This window comes from Argonema antarcticum A004/B2, assembly GCF_023333585.1.
Taxonomy (GTDB): domain Bacteria; phylum Cyanobacteriota; class Cyanobacteriia; order Cyanobacteriales; family Aerosakkonemataceae; genus Argonema; species Argonema antarcticum.
Window position 1 is genome coordinate 1 of record NZ_JAIQZN010000036.1, and the last position, 14,574, is coordinate 14,574.

Sequence of the window (14,574 nt, forward strand, 5' to 3'; positions counted from 1 at the left end):
ATTGCCGCAAGGATAGTGGGTTTTAAAGTCGTTCGTAGAGCCAAGAATCCTCGTGCGTTCACGCCGAGGAGTGTCAAATAATTTATGGTTGATAAGAATCTGGCTCTTCCGTACTTAGTGCGCTAAGTATGGAAGAGCCGAAATCGCTTCTAAGATGGGCGTCTCGCCCATCCCACAAGAAGTCGTTAGATATTTTGTTGTTTGGAAGTCCCTATATGCGATCGCATACCGACGCTATTCCAGCATACCTCCTACCTAGTCGGTGGAGTTTGAGGAGAAGGCATTGGGCCTCTATTACCTGGGCGGTTCCTCATACCTCTCCGCTGGTTTTGCATACGTTGGGCAAACTGACGGCGTTGTTCTGGAGTCAGTACTTCTCGCATAGCAAGCATACTTTCAAACCTTAGCTCCCTAACCTGCTGATCTATTGCTTCAACTTGGCGATGTTTGTCGCGCAGTTGGTCTTGGGAAGCCGTACTCGCCATCATAGTTTGCAACTCTTGCTGTGCTTGGCGTAGGGATTGTACGCTTTGGGACATTCGGTCTTTGTATTGGTTGTGAATTTGCTGTATACGCTGGATTTGGGCTTGGCTGAGATTGAGTTCCTGAATCCATCGGGGCATTTGTCGATCGGGCCGATTGGTAGGATTTACATCTTGGGCAATGCTTTGTTGTGATAGCCAAGGATTGGGATTGATAAAAACAGCAGCGCTTCCAATCGATAGAGTTAAAGCGGCTATAGTAGAAGCGCGGTTCAAAAACATGGGAATTTATCTCCTTGTTGTTTCTCTTAAAGTTGATTTAGTTGAATTTTGCGCGGTTGTATTGGCGAGTTGCATCCAATCGGCTGAAGTATTTTCGAGTTCTTCTTCCGTTTGGCTACTGGCTACGACGCTATTCCAGTTATTCTCTAAAAAGGATTCGAGCTTAACGAGTTCGGCGTCGTTTGGCATTGTGGTTGTTGAGGTTCGGCTTACTTGCAAAGGAAGCTGGAAGGGTAATGTATTGAGGCCCGATCGCAGCATATTGTTTCCCCAAACCAACATCAAACCGGCAGCAATGGCGGGTGGAAACAGCCACAGTCGCTTAGAGAATCGGCGCACATTTAGCGAAGGTTCTGACTTCACAGCTTGGAAAATTCGTGCTTCTAAATCCGGTGCTGCTGAGGGAACATCTGGACGGTTAGCCTTGAGGAATTCCACTAAGCGTTCATCATCATCTGTTGGCAGCTGTTTCATAGGTGGACTCCTTGTGACTGGAGAAATTGCCGCATAGCCGCACGGGCATGAAAAAGGCGAGATTTGACGGTTCCCACCGGAATACCCAAAATTTCAGCCATTTCTTTTTGAGGGATTTCTTCGAGATCGTGCAGTACTATTACAGCGCGATGGTCTAAACTGAGTTGAGCCAGTCCGCGCTGCACTAGATCTTTATAATGCAGCTGCATGAGATCCGGGGCTGAGGATTGTTCTGAGTTTTCAGTTTTTAGTTTGGTGTCAAAGGTGCGCTGCTGAGCAAATTTCCGCCGTTGGTCGCAGGCTACGTTCCAACTGATACGATAAAGCCAGGTGGAAAATTGCGATGTTTGCCGCAGTTGGGGCAATCCCTTCCATACTCGCATAAAGACTTCTTGCACTAAGTCGTCGAGGGAGGATGGGCCACACAGCTGGTACATGGTTGACCTAACTCGCTGATGGTAGCGCTGATAGAGTTGTCGAAAGCGTTCCTGGTTTCCCTGGATACTCTGCTGGGCTAGATAGGAGTCGGACCGATCGCTTTCTGGCACATTTACCCCTGCATCAAGATACACCTCTGGTTTCTCCCTCAACGGCTAGTTTCGCATGGTTTAGACTGGGTAGGTTGGGCAAAGGTTCAAATCGATCGCCAATAACTTGTCGGTTTTGCTGTTTAGGATAATGATAAGTGCGATCGCACCCATAGGATAAGAAACAGCAATGCAGAATAACACCAGCAAGGCTACAAAACAGGAAGCTTTAAAGGCGATTATCATCGGCGGAGGAATTGGGGGATTAACTTGTGCTATAGCTTGTCTCGATATGGGAATGCAGGTAGAACTCTACGAAAAGCGCGACCTTGATTCCATGTTATCTGGGCCTGGGGGCATTTTCATCCAACGCAATGCCATGCGCGTTTACGAACTGCTGTGGGAAGGAAGGATACGATCGCAGTTGTACCAACAAGGAGCTAAGATTCTCAAAGGCGGTTTTTTCAGCAAACAAGCAAAGCCTTTGTATATTAACGCGCCGGAATTTGTCAAAGCAGAAGATTTGGGTATTTGTATTCTACGCCCGGAACTGCAAAGTATCCTTTACAATGCGCTTCCAGAAGGAACTGTCAGGAATAAGGCAGCTTTTACAGATTTTGTGGAAACAGCAGATGGGATTCGCGTTTCCTTTGCGGATGGAAGAGAAGCTTGGGGCGATGTTCTGATTGGCGCGGATGGACTTTACTCGCAGGTAAGGGCGCGTTTAAATGGAAAGGAACAAATGGAACCACCCATTTATAGTGGAATGTCTTGCTGGCGAGGATGGTTTTACAAAGATAATTTACCTCTAGATCCGCGTTACAGTTGGGGAGAATTTTGGGGACGAGGTAATCGGTTTGGATATTTTGATGTTGGTGGTGATCGATTTAGTTTCTATGCTTTTAGTCAGGCGGAAGCTGGTGGGAATGATGAAGCAATGGGTGGTTCTAAAAAAGCATTGCAAGCTCTTTTTTCATCTTATGCCCAGCCAATTCCAGCTATTATTGAAGCATTGTCGGAAGGAAGTATTTATCGGGATGATATTTTCGATCGCGAACCGCCTGGTATGCAATGGGGTCGCGGTCGAGTAACGTTAATTGGAGATGCGGCCCATCCAGTGCAACCAAATCTGGGGCAAGGGGGGTGCATGGCGATCGAAGATGCTTTTGAGTTAGTTAAAATGTTAATTATTGGAGAAGAAAAAGGAGAAGATATTCCTGCTAGTTTGCGAGAATTTGAAGTAAGTAGAAGTAAGAGAGTTGAAAAGGTTTTTACTACTTCTAGACAGGTAGGAAATTTAGGTCAGACAGATTCAGATTTTGGTTGTTTTTTGCGAAATTTGATATATTGGTTGATTCCGACTTGGTTAGGTGATTTACAGTTTAAATGGCTGTTTAATTATGACCCTAAAAAGCACCTCAAATCTAAGCTTAGTTAAATCTTGTTCTCCCCAAAATTGGGTTTTATATAGATGATCGCAAAGTATTTCTGGCGATTCGCATTTCCTAATCCTCCATCATTTTCTCCTCGATCCAGGCCACAATATCGGCAATCAAATTTGACCGATCGGGTGAAAAAGATTGCAAAGGAATATTAGCCTGTTCGCTCACAACACAAATTGCACCATCAAATCTGCTTAAATCGTTGAGGAAAATATCGCTAAATCCCTGGGGTGCAGGTGGCTTTGGATTTTCGTAAAATACCAAAACTAAATTCCGTTGCCATTTGCGTCGCAGCCAGTGAAAATAAAACTTAAGTTCCTGCATCGTTTCCGGTTCGCGATGTTCTCGTTCTAGACAACCAGCATCCAGCATTTGATCGTAAATCTCCAAAGCCGGATTATCCGGCTCAACAAATTTGCTGCCGTCTATACAAATTAGATGTATGGATTGACTAAAATTAGGATGATTGGAAATAGCATCAGCCAGAATTTCGGGTAATTCTGAAAGATTAAAGTTGGGAGCGATCGGCAGATTTTTTTGACTGTGCCAAGCTTCATAAAAATCTGGATAACTCATATTTTGAACCCAGTGCCAAATCAATTCGTAGCAACGCCAGTAGAGATCGAAATCGTTTTCGTAAAAGTGATTTGAGAGAAAAAATTTTAAAGCAGAAACTCCGGCTTTACACAGATTATCCTGAATAATTACTTTTAAACTATGAACAACTCGTCCGCGAGTTTCTTCATCGCCAGAACTGTGCAACAACTCAATTAAAGCGGTGTGAGCCCGATCGTTTCCCGGATCGACTTGCCCCAAACTGGTGGCGGCTTGCCAACAAGTAAATTCATCCTGACTGGTTTGCAACAGGTGTATGAGCGCATCGCGAGCTTGTTCGTTACCAGGTGCGATATGCCCTAAAATCCTGGCGCAGCGTCTGCGTTTATCTTGATTGTGACTATTTTGAACTAGCTCGACTAGAGCAGATATCGCTTCCTCATTTCCAGGATCGATTTGCCCTAAGTTATGTGCGGCGAGGCGGCGAGTATCTTCATCTCTGGAAGTGCGGATCAACTCAAGCAAAGCCGAGTGAGCTTTGTGGTTTCCCGGAGCGATTTCTCCTAAATTGTAGGCGGCGAGGCGGCGGGTGTTTTCATCTCCAGATGTGCGAATCAGATCGATCAATGCGTCGCGAGCTTCTGGGTTTCCAGGATCGATTTGCCCTAAATTGTAGGCGGCTTGTCTGCGAGTGTCTTCATCTCCAGAGGTGTGGATAAGGTGTATCAAAGCTGCGATCGCTTCTGGGTTCCCAGGTTCGATTTGCCACAAGTTTTGGGCGGCTAACTTGCGCGTGTCTTCATCGCCAGAAGTGTGAATTAAATTAATTAAGGCGTTACGAGCTTCTGGGTTTGTTGAATCGATTTGTCCCAAATTTTGCGCGGCTACTCGGCGCGTGTCTTCATCCCCAGAAGTATGGATTAAATGGAGTAAGGCGTTGGTAGTTTCGAGGTTTCCCGGTTCGATTTGCCACAAGTTGACAGAGGCTAATCGGCGGGTATCTTCATCGCCAGAAGTATTTATTAAAAGGGTAAGAGCGGCGATCGCTTCCAAATTACCAGGATCGATTTGCCCCAAGTTGTAGGCGGCTAACCGGCGCGTATCCTCATCCTCGCTATTTTGCAGCAGTTCGCTCAAAGCAGCGCAAACTTCTGGATTGCCAACACCAATCTGCCCCAAGCTTTTGATAGCTCGCCTGCGAGTTTCTTCATCTCTAGAAGTTTGGAGCAGTTCGATTAGAGCTGCGATCGCTTCTGAGTTGGCAGAGCCGATTTGTCCCAACATTTGGGCGGCTCGTCTAATAGTTTTATGTTGCTGACAGTGGTGTAATAAGTCGATTAAGGCTGCGATCGCTCTAGAACGCTCAGTCTTTTGGAGAACAGTTTTTGCTTCCTTTTCTATTGCTAACAGACAAGTGCGATCGATTAAGGTGGGCAGTACTTTTTTTCCTGAAAATTTGCGCCAAAGAGAGATATCTTTCCTTTCCATTCCCAACAAAGATTTGCACCATTTCTGCTTTTCAACTTCATAAGCAAAACCCCAATGGACGATCTGCGCCAAAATCCCATCAGCAAAGCTACAATCTTTAAACTCCGCTATACCTGCGGCGGCCAGAAAGTAAGCGCGATACTCATAAAAATGGTGACAGTCATCTTCAAATTCTAATAATGCCTTGATAAACTCTTCTTTCTGTGTTCTTGGCACATCTTCCCTTCCCAGCCACAGCAAAATCGTTTCCTGCCACTGGGGTTCAAAAATACGATAATGACCTATGTCAGGGTTGTGGGGAATGTGGTTGAGGAAGTAGCGCCAATTGTGAACTGCCTGCGCTGCAAAATATTCTTGAAATGTGGGATGAAAGAAAGCGTAAACTTCTTCGTGGGGTTGTTCTGCTGTCACCCCTACATTATTCAGCCAACCTAAATTTAAAGCTAATTGAAACTGTTCGTACTGGTTTCCCAAGACATTAAATACAAAACTATGGCGCAGCCGAAACCGCGATTCTTTGGCATTAATTGCTTCTAGGGCTAATTGGCCAAGACATTCATTAAGAGTCTGACGCTGTTGCAATGTGGTGGGAAATCGCTCTTGTTTCCACTCGTAAAGCCCTTCGACAAACTGCTGGTAAAGTCCCGTTTTGGTATTGGGCAATTCTCCTGCGCCAAATTGCCAAGTGCGGCACAAAAGCGCCAAGCGCAGCGGATTTTTGACTGCATCCCCGATCCGTTCTCGTTCGGGTTTATTTAGTTCTCGGATTAAGCAGTTGCCCCACTGCGGGTTATGGTTAAACCAATGGCGGATGAATTGATTCATCTGCGAGGGGGGAAAATCCAAATTGCGATAAGTGGCAAAGGATTCTAAGGCGTTTTTACCAGCGTCCCAAACATTTAGCCGACAAGTTAATACTATCTGCGCGCGATCGAGCCAACCTCCCAGCTGGTTAACTATTAATGTCAAGGGAGAAATACCTTCTGCTCCTTCATCCATTTCATCTGCTCCATCGAGGAGCAACCACACTCGACCCTGGTTAAACTGCTCGACAAAATCATCCTCAACTTCTGGTGCTACTCGCAGTTTGCAGATGGCGTCTTTGAGCCAATCTTGTAGTAAATACCGATCGAGTTTGAGGTCTTTGTCTTTATCTTGCCAATCGGCTAGCGAAATCCAAATTGGTAAACCTTCGGTGTGATCTAATACCCAAAAAGCAATCTTTTGTAAAAGGGTGGTTTTCCCGGAACCAGGTTCTCCAATAATGGCGATTTTTTTGTTTTGTCCAGGTTTGAGAACTTGCTCAAAAAATTGATCGTTCTCAAATGTCCGCCCCATTTCGCGTTGTGGGGAAACAAGCTCTATTCCTACAGGTTCGTATAACTGGGAACCTCTTTCTGGACGAACATTAGCGCTGAGCCTGTCTCTCTGTTTTCGCTCTACCAATCCCAAGGGGGTGTAAATTTCATCTAGATCGAATTTTATTCCTTCTCCAGCTGTAAGCGGATTGGTGGTGAGCCGTTTCTGGGACTCAAGTCTGTCTCTGCTTATCTTTCGCCAAAAGTCAATTCCTGCTTTGATACCATCCTTGAGGGGTTTGGGTTCTTTATTGTCGCTGTAGAGAACTTCTAAGATGGGGACGCGCCCGATGCCTTTTAAGTCGCGATCGCCGTGGGGATGCAGCCCCAACTCAGCGATTTGGGCATCGCACAATAATGCGGCTGTCACTTCCGAGAGCAGGATTTGCTCGGCGCTCGCAAGTGCGGCGACGCGGGCGGCATAGTCTACTTCTTGCCCGATGAAGCGATCGCCATCTGGAAGCGGACTACCTGTGTGCATCCCGATTGTGACTTGCAGTAGCCCAAATGGTGTGAGAATTGGGTCGGTGATGTGGCTATTTTGGATCGCGATCGCACACTCTACTGCTTGAATTGGGTTGGGGAAGACGAGAAAGAAAGCGTCGCCTATGGTTTCGACTTTGCGCCCACCGTATTTCTTTACCGTGACTTCAACTCGGTGGCGATGGGGCATCAAAATACTGTCGCGGTATATGCGGTTGCGTGCGCTGATATCGCTGCCTTCTAATTTAGATTTGATGGCAGTGGAATTTACTAGATCGGTGAACACCAAAGTTAGCGGGTTTTCAAACATGGCAATACTTGGTGGCTTCAAAACGATAAATCTTTCCTTAGAGGGAGGGCGATAAAGTAACTATATGTACTTGCACGCGCATTTGCGTCGCCCATCTGACTATCTATCAATATTGCGATCGCACCTCGCCCAACAATGATATCGACAAGAGCTTGGGGCTAACCCACACAAAGGGGTCAACTCGGTAAGATAGCTCTTAGTTTAGCCACACAATTCAACCTATAACAAACTCTTCTGTTGTCTAAGCATTAATCTCAACTGTAGCGATCGCACTTTGTTTATGTTTGTAATCCAAACAGCAGCCACCTCAAAGAACGTAAAGTTTGGTTTCATTCTCTTGCCTCTCTAAAAAAGAGTGCTAAATTAAAAACATGAAGCAAACAAGCTTCTCCGACAGATACCACAGCGAAGTTCACGTTTGTAGCAAAGAGGTAAAAGACGCTGTTAAATCTAGCATCTGTCTCATCCAACAACAACACCCAACCAAAAGTCTGATATTTCCTCATTTATCGCCAAGGGAGATAGGGAACTGGATTTTATATATCAGTGCAACTCCAGGCTGAAAAAAAATGAGAGGAGATTCCTCAGAGAATATGGCTTGGGTGTTGTTGTTTGCAATATTTATAAAAATAAAGCTGTAAAGCATTATCACTGAATTTTCCGACATACACCTTTTATTCGTCTTCGCTAAGTCCGAATTCTTTACGCAATTCCTCTATAGTTCGAGGCTTATTAGTTCGTGCTTTGGCACGTTGTAAAGCATCCAGTAGGCGCATGGCATTTTCATGTGACTGGAACAGATATACTGTTTCCATGATGCTGTTAAGTTCAGCAGTAGGAATGACAGACACGCTTTCAGAACCTTCGCGAATAATAACTACAGGTTCGCGGGTAGAAATTACCTCATCGTAAATTTTGTCAAAATTATTTTCAGATGTGGTATATGTTGTTTGATTGGCGAGCATTGCTACCTCCAGTAATGTATTCAATTATAGAATACCGCCGCAATTAAAATCAACGCATTTACTCACCTATGGCTAAAGCCGCAGATATTAGCAGCAAGCGTTTAATCAGCCTAGCACCAAACACTTGGATAAAATGGGCAACCCAAATCCCCGACATTGTAGCAGGAGAGATTATCAGTTCCGAATTCCAGTGGATAAGTCGCGAAAATGACGTGCTAATTCGAGCCAATAGTCCCCAGTATGGCGATTTTTTGGTACTCAACGAAATCCAACTACGCTATAAGCCTAATATGCCCAAGCGAATGCGGGCTTATGCAGCGCTGGCGGAAGAAAAATATAACCTGCTAACTTATCCAGTACTGATTAACGTCTTACAAGAGGGTAATGTCGAAATTCCCACTCGCTATGAATCCGAATTGGCAGGATTGCAGGCGCGACAAGACTACCGCGTGATTAATCTTTGGGAAGTCGATTGTGAAATCGCTTTTCAACAACCAGCTTCACCTCTTATCCCATTTGTACCAGTGCTGAAGGGTGGCGCATCAGAATCTACAGTACGGCGAGGATTGCAAGTTCTACGCGCCGATGAGCAATTGAGCCAGTTTGAAACAGTCATGGCCTTTTTTGCTACTTTTGTATTGGAAAGTCGTTTAGTTCAGCAAATCATGAGGTGGGATATGGCAATATTAAGCGAGTCTCCTTGGTATCAAGAAATTTTGCAACAAGGAATACGTCAAGAACGACTCTCGTCAATTGAACTGATTTTAGAAATGAAATTCGGCAGCGAAGGACTGGAGTTGATGCCGCAAATATCTCAAATGTTAGATTTGGAGCAATTGAAGGCAATTCAGATGGGACTCAAGAGGGTGAATAGTTTGGAGGAATTACGGCAAATCATCTCAAATATTGATTAGATTGAAAACCGGGTTTCTGACAAAGAAGCCCGGTTTATGGCATATCTATCGCAAAGTAACAAACTCCTCAGCTGTAGAAGGGTGAATCCCGACTGTGGCGTCGAAGTCTTTTTTGGTAGCACCCATTTTGACGGCTATTGCTATGCCTTGAATAATCTCCGCCGCACTTTCGCCTACCATGTGAGCGCCCAATACTCGATCGGTATTACCGTCAATAACTAATTTGATGGTAACTTTTTCATCAGCGCCAGTCAAACTGTGGAACATGGGACGAAAACGAGCGCGATATGTCTTCACCGCGTCGCCCAATTTTTGTCTGGCTTCCGCTTCGCTAATACCAACGCTAGCGGCTTCCGGTTGGGAAAATACCGCAGATGCTACATCTTGGTGACTGAAGATGCGGGAATTATTGCCAAATTCAGTATCGGCAAAAGCGCGACCTTCGCCAATAGCAACTGGCGTTAAATTGATGCGGTTGGTGCAATCGCCGACAGCAAAAATATTGGGCTGACTGGTGCGGCTGTATTCATCGACTGTGATGGCACAGTTGACGCTGTAGCCGTGCAACCTGGGCATCTCTTCATCTTCGCAGAAGATAGTTTCAACACCGGCTTTTTCTAAACCGAGTCCGGCTAAATTAGGTGCGCGACCGATTGCCGTTAAAACCGCATCTGCGGTGATTGTCGATTCGGTATCTTTGCCTTGTTCGGAAAAGGTAATTTTAATACCTTCCGACACTTTCTCAAATTTCTTTGCTTGGCTATTGCAGATAATGTTGATACCGTGTTGCGTCATCGCATCTTGAATGCCGCTACGAACATCTTCATCGAAGCCTTTTAAAATGCGATCGGTCCGAATCATCAGACTTACTTGAGAACCAAGTCCCTGCATAATACAGGCGAATTCTACGGCAATGTAGCCAGCGCCAATAACTACCAAATGTTTGGGTTGTTCTTGGAGGTGAAACATTCCGCGAGAAGTGAGGGTATATTCTGCGCCTGGTATATTCGGTTTGACGGCTTCTCCTCCCACAGCAATCAAAATTTTGTCGGCGGTGACTTTGCGCCCATCTACTTCTACCGTATGAGGATCTAATAAAGTGGCACGACTTTTAATTAATTCGACGCCTGCTTTTTCCAAGAAGTTAATATGCAGCTGATTCAGACGCATCACTTCATTATCGACAGCGGTAACGAGTTTTTGCCAATCAAAACTGCTTTCGACTTTACTCCAACCGTAGCTAACTGCGTCTTCGTATAGATGCGAAAACTTAGAGGCGTATACCATTAATTTTTTGGGAACGCAGCCGCGAATTACACAGGTGCCGCCGACGAGATCGCCTTCTGCGATCGCAACCTTAGCACCGTAGGAAGCCGCCCGTTTGGAAGCCGCCAGCCCCCCGGAACCTGCACCTATCACAAAGAGGTCGTAATCGTATGCCATGACTTGCTATGCTCCCGTAGTGGACGTTTGTACAATTCTTATCCTAATGAGTTGCATAAAAACTAAATCTCTTCGGATAGTTGCCCTCAGCTTTATTCTGGGTTATATCCTTAGCCTGACGCCAGTGTGGGCGCAAGAAAATCCTACTGCGCCGATTACCCTAGATGGACGCCAGTTATTTAAAGTCAGCCAATTGGAGGGATTTGAAGCTCAGCCACGAGCCGATTATGCCAATCAAATGCTGAATCGGGTAGTACAGTCGGGCGATCCCGTACAGGTGAAGGTGGTGGAGATCAAAGATCTGCCAGTGATCCGGGTGAATGGGCTTAATTTGCTGACTGTGACTGAGAAAGACGCCCCAGAAGGGATGTTGAAGGAAGAACAGGCTGAACTCTGGCGCGATCGCATTGATGTAGCGATTAAGCTAGCACAGGAACAGAGGCGTCCTGGGTATATCCGCCAAGCTTTGTTAATTTCGGTTGGGTGTGTGCTGGTGGCGATCGCCCTTACCTCCCTTTTAGGTTCAATTTGGCATCGTTTGCTACAACGATTGAGTCGCCAGCAGGAGACGCTTCCAGAGGCTGTTGCGCCAACGCGCAGTCTTGAGTTGTTCCTCAAGTTTACACTTGCCCTCCTGCGTACCGGGTTGTGGTTGTTGGTTGCACTTTACACCACCAACCAGTTTCCCCAAACGCGGGTATGGAGCCAAGAAATAGCTGACCTTGTTGTTTACAGTCTGGCTTCACCAATCATTCCTCTGGGAGATAAATCTTACTCTGTTATCCAGGTAATTATCCTGATTGGGCTGTTTTACGGTCTTTTAATTGTAACCAAAACCGTTAAGAATGTGTTGCGATCGCGTGTGTTGCGGTTGACAGGCATGAATCGAGGCGCTCAAGAAACGATCGCCATAATTGCCAACTACACGCTAATTTTGCTCGGTAGTGTATTGTTGCTACAACTGTGGGGATTAGACCTCAGTTCTATTACTATTTTTGCTGGAGTTTTGGGTGTAGGAATTGGTTTGGGATTGCAGGGAATTGCCAAGGAATTTGTGAGCGGTTTGGTAATTATCTTTGAGCGTCCGATTCAAGTGGGAGACTTTGTAAATGTGGGCGATTTCATGGGAACTGTAGAGCGCATCAGCGTCCGCAGCACCGAAATTCGCACCCTCGATCAAGTTTCAATTATTGTGCCCAATTCCCGCTTTTTAGAAAACGAGGTTATGAACTGGAATCACAGCGGTTTTGTAACCAGAATCAAATTACCTATAGCTGTAGCCTATAGTTCTGATTTGACTAAAGTGAGGTCAGCGCTGATTGATGCCACAAAAGATTATGAGGAGGTCGTGTCCGAACCACCTCCTCTTGTGATTTTCAAGGGATATGGCGACAATGGCTTGAATTTAGAGTTACTTGTTTGGATTAGAGAACCGCGCAAACAGTTTCTAATCAAGAGCGATTTATATTTTATAATTGATGCTATTTTGCGCGATCGCAATATTGAAATTCCTTTTCCTCAACGAGATTTGTACGTCCGTTCTGGCAGTTTACCGATCGAACTCTCGCCCCAGTTGGAAGCTTCCTTAGCTAAATTGCTCAAAAAATACGACAATGGAGCCAATCAAAGAGACTAGAAACTGGGAGAATTGGCAATTTTGAGTTTTGAGGATAACTTGCAAGCAGGTTCGTTAACTATTGTCGGTACAGGTATTCAACTGGTGGGTCACCTCACTTTAGGGGCGCAAGCTCATATTGTGCAAGCGGATAAGCTATTGTTCGCCGTAGCCGACCCACTGACTGCCAAATGGCTGCGATCGCTCAACGCCACTGCCGAAGCCATACCTTATAATACCGATCGCACTCGGCGAAAGGAAACCTATCGCGAGATGGTGGAGCGAATCCTCACCGAAGTGCGTCAAGGTTTGAATGTATGTGCTGTTTTTTACGGTCATCCCGGTGTATTTGCCGATCCAGCACATGGAGCGCTGAAACAGGCGCGTCGCGAAGGTTTCAAAGCCCAAATGCTGCCAGGAATCTCCGCCGAAGATTGCTTATTTGCCGACGTCGGACTTGACCCAGGTGTCAACGGATGCCAAAGTTTTGAAGCCACGGACTTCCTGATCCGACGGCGCAAATTTGACCCAACCTGTGCCTTAATTTTGTGGCAAATTGCGATGATCGGCAATCTTGGTTTCTATAAAGAAGGAAGTCATTTGCACGGATTAACTGTGTTAGCAGAGGTTTTGCAAGAGTATTATAGTTTCGACCACGAAGTAATTGTCTACGAAGCCGCCGTTTATTACCCAGTTTGCGAACCTGTAATCAAACGCATTCCTCTCTCTAAACTGCCAGAAGCCAACGTGACGCCAGTTTCCACTCTTTATGTACCCCCATTAGGCCCAGCACCGCTCGATCGCGAAATGATGGCGCGTTTGGGAATGGAAAATAGGGGCTAGAAAAAGTCAAAAGTCACTCATTCAAAAGTCAAAATTTCCCCCTTTCCCAAAATGTTTGATAATCCTGAATTTACGATCTTTGAATCGCAGGCGGGCTGTGTTGCTTACGACAATAAAAAATTGTAGATAACATTTACGATCGCATTATGAACCACGCCGATGAAATACCCATCGCCCAAAACCCCACCAATGCCAAAGGTTTTGCCCAACGGGGCGAAACCTACCGTCAGATGAAACGCTATACGGAAGCCTTGGCAGATTTTAACCGATCGATCGGACTTTCCCCCAATTACGCTTGGGCTTACGCGCACCGTGGCGTGGTTTATCGGCGGTTATTGCGCTATGAGGAAGCTGTGGCCGATTTTAACAGAGCGATCGAACTCAAACCCGATTATGCTTGGGCTTATGCTTACCGGGGCGTTATGTGCAGTATTGCCAATCGCTATGCTGAAGCGGTGGTGGAATTCGATCGCGCGATCGCTCTTGATGAGACGATCGTTAGCTATTGGGGTAACGAACGCGGCTTTCCCCTCACGCGCCTGGGACGGTACGCCGAAGCAATGAAATGTTACAAACAAACCTTGACAGCAAGACCAAATGACCCTCTCGCTGTATATTGCATTGCCGTCAATCAGACTCTTTGGCAAGGATTGGAGAAAGCTCAAGCCGAAATCCACCAAGCGCGGACTGTATTGCAGTCAATGGTGGATGCCGAAGAAACCGGGTTTCTGTCTAACTCCGATAACCCCCAAGAAACCGGGTTTCTGTCTAACTCCGACGAAACTGCCAATCCAAAATCCCAAATCCCAAATCCCAAATGGTATGGTGGAAGCGATATCGCCCTTTACGGATTGGGTGGTTTGGCTGCATTGTCGGGCGACTTTGACAAAGCATTGAACTATTTGCAAGCAGCCATATCCTTTGAATACGACCTCAACGTCGAGATGGTGCGTAATGACCCAGCTTGGTTTAACCTACACAGCGATTCGCGCTTTAAAGTGTTAATTAATTGCAAAAATTGTTGAAATTGAAGATTAATGGTGGTATAACTCCAGCAATACATTGAAAAATTTGCAGCAACCTAAAGAGGGACTAATTTTGAGCAAGCTATACGAGTTATTGACCGATTTAGCCACAAATCCCCACAAACAGGCAGCATTTGCCCAGTCACCCACAGCAGTGATGGATGCAGCCGGGTTAACAGAAGTTGAGCGGGCCATAGTCAAGAGCGGCGAAAGAGCTAAAATTATTGCTGCTTTTGCAGACGAACTGCCTGTGTTATCGATCGCTTTTCGGGAACCCGATCCAGATCCTTCACCCGATCCAGATCCTACACCTGATTCAGGCCCAGATTCAGAACCTTCAGAGGGAAATTAGCCGTGCCTTTGATTTT

At 45.9% G+C, this 14,574-nt stretch carries 12 protein-coding genes; 6 read left to right on the forward strand and 6 right to left on the reverse strand.

Annotation, left to right across the window (positions count from 1 at the left end):
- Window positions 1–251: 251 nt before the first annotated feature.
- The 3 genes from LAY57_RS16635 to LAY57_RS16645 are packed head-to-tail and all read right to left on the reverse strand — an operon-like array spanning window position 252 to window position 1,810.
- Complete coding sequence (locus LAY57_RS16635; protein ID WP_249067905.1) at window positions 252–764, reverse strand: Spy/CpxP family protein refolding chaperone; 513 nt, start codon at window positions 762–764, stop codon at window positions 252–254.
- A gap of 6 nt (window positions 765–770) precedes the next feature.
- A complete protein-coding gene (locus LAY57_RS16640; protein ID WP_249067906.1) occupies window positions 771–1,238 on the reverse strand; it encodes a hypothetical protein in 468 nt (155 codons plus the stop codon).
- Window positions 1,235–1,810, reverse strand: a complete 576-nt coding sequence (locus LAY57_RS16645) for a sigma-70 family RNA polymerase sigma factor (protein ID WP_420839093.1) — start codon at window positions 1,808–1,810, stop codon at window positions 1,235–1,237. The genes LAY57_RS16640 and LAY57_RS16645 overlap by 4 nt, the downstream gene beginning before the upstream one ends.
- A gap of 145 nt (window positions 1,811–1,955) precedes the next feature.
- Here LAY57_RS16645 and LAY57_RS16650 point away from each other — a divergent pair, with 145 nt between their 5' ends.
- Complete coding sequence (locus LAY57_RS16650) at window positions 1,956–3,203, forward strand: FAD-dependent monooxygenase (RefSeq protein ID WP_249067907.1); 1,248 nt, start codon at window positions 1,956–1,958, stop codon at window positions 3,201–3,203.
- Window positions 3,204–3,270: 67 nt separating this feature from the next.
- Here the strand turns inward: LAY57_RS16650 and LAY57_RS16655 are convergent, their stop codons facing one another.
- Both LAY57_RS16655 and LAY57_RS16660 read right to left on the reverse strand, forming a co-directional pair.
- Window positions 3,271–7,422, reverse strand: a complete 4,152-nt coding sequence (locus tag LAY57_RS16655; RefSeq protein WP_249067908.1) for a HEAT repeat domain-containing protein — start codon at window positions 7,420–7,422, stop codon at window positions 3,271–3,273.
- A gap of 653 nt (window positions 7,423–8,075) precedes the next feature.
- Window positions 8,076–8,366: a type II toxin-antitoxin system Phd/YefM family antitoxin gene (locus LAY57_RS16660; RefSeq protein WP_249067909.1), complete on the reverse strand. Its 291-nt coding sequence runs from the start codon at window positions 8,364–8,366 to the stop codon at window positions 8,076–8,078.
- 68 nt (window positions 8,367–8,434) lie between these two features.
- Between LAY57_RS16660 and LAY57_RS16665 the strand changes: the two genes are divergently transcribed.
- Window positions 8,435–9,280: an RpnC/YadD family protein gene (locus LAY57_RS16665; protein WP_249067910.1), complete on the forward strand. Its 846-nt coding sequence runs from the start codon at window positions 8,435–8,437 to the stop codon at window positions 9,278–9,280.
- 45 nt (window positions 9,281–9,325) lie between these two features.
- On the opposite strand, the gene gor is transcribed toward LAY57_RS16665, so the two are convergent.
- Entirely contained in the window at window positions 9,326–10,723 is a 1,398-nt protein-coding gene (gene gor / locus LAY57_RS16670) for a glutathione-disulfide reductase (RefSeq protein WP_249067911.1), read from the reverse strand.
- Window positions 10,724–10,769: 46 nt separating this feature from the next.
- Between gor and LAY57_RS16675 the strand changes: the two genes are divergently transcribed.
- The 4 genes from LAY57_RS16675 (at window position 10,770) to LAY57_RS16690 (ending at window position 14,558) form a co-directional block, all read left to right on the forward strand.
- Window positions 10,770–12,359 (forward strand): mechanosensitive ion channel family protein, encoded by a 1,590-nt coding sequence (locus LAY57_RS16675; RefSeq protein ID WP_249067912.1) that lies wholly within the window; start codon window positions 10,770–10,772, stop codon window positions 12,357–12,359.
- A gap of 12 nt (window positions 12,360–12,371) precedes the next feature.
- Entirely contained in the window at window positions 12,372–13,181 is an 810-nt protein-coding gene (locus tag LAY57_RS16680) for an SAM-dependent methyltransferase (RefSeq protein WP_249067913.1), read from the forward strand.
- Between the two features lie 146 nt (window positions 13,182–13,327).
- Window positions 13,328–14,206 carry a tetratricopeptide repeat protein gene (locus LAY57_RS16685; RefSeq protein ID WP_249067914.1) on the forward strand — a complete coding sequence of 293 codons (879 nt, stop codon included), beginning with the start codon at window positions 13,328–13,330 and terminating at the stop codon, window positions 14,204–14,206.
- A gap of 73 nt (window positions 14,207–14,279) precedes the next feature.
- Window positions 14,280–14,558: a hypothetical protein gene (locus LAY57_RS16690; RefSeq protein WP_249067915.1), complete on the forward strand. Its 279-nt coding sequence runs from the start codon at window positions 14,280–14,282 to the stop codon at window positions 14,556–14,558.
- The last annotated feature ends 16 nt before the right edge of the window (window positions 14,559–14,574 follow it).

Bases quoted from the DNA above. Each gene is read 5' to 3' on its own strand.
- LAY57_RS16665 (WP_249067910.1), top strand. From the start codon at position 8,435: ATGGCTAAAGCCGCAGATATTAGCAGCAAGCGTTTAATCAGCCTAGCA.
- LAY57_RS16635 (WP_249067905.1), bottom strand. From the start codon at position 764: ATGTTTTTGAACCGCGCTTCTACTATAGCCGCTTTAACTCTATCGATT.
- LAY57_RS16685 (WP_249067914.1), top strand. From the start codon at position 13,328: ATGAACCACGCCGATGAAATACCCATCGCCCAAAACCCCACCAATGCC.
- LAY57_RS16650 (WP_249067907.1), top strand. From the start codon at position 1,956: ATGCAGAATAACACCAGCAAGGCTACAAAACAGGAAGCTTTAAAGGCG.
- LAY57_RS16640 (WP_249067906.1), bottom strand. From the start codon at position 1,238: ATGAAACAGCTGCCAACAGATGATGATGAACGCTTAGTGGAATTCCTC.
- LAY57_RS16660 (WP_249067909.1), bottom strand. From the start codon at position 8,366: ATGCTCGCCAATCAAACAACATATACCACATCTGAAAATAATTTTGAC.
- gor (WP_249067911.1), bottom strand. From the start codon at position 10,723: ATGGCATACGATTACGACCTCTTTGTGATAGGTGCAGGTTCCGGGGGG.
- LAY57_RS16675 (WP_249067912.1), top strand. From the start codon at position 10,770: ATGAGTTGCATAAAAACTAAATCTCTTCGGATAGTTGCCCTCAGCTTT.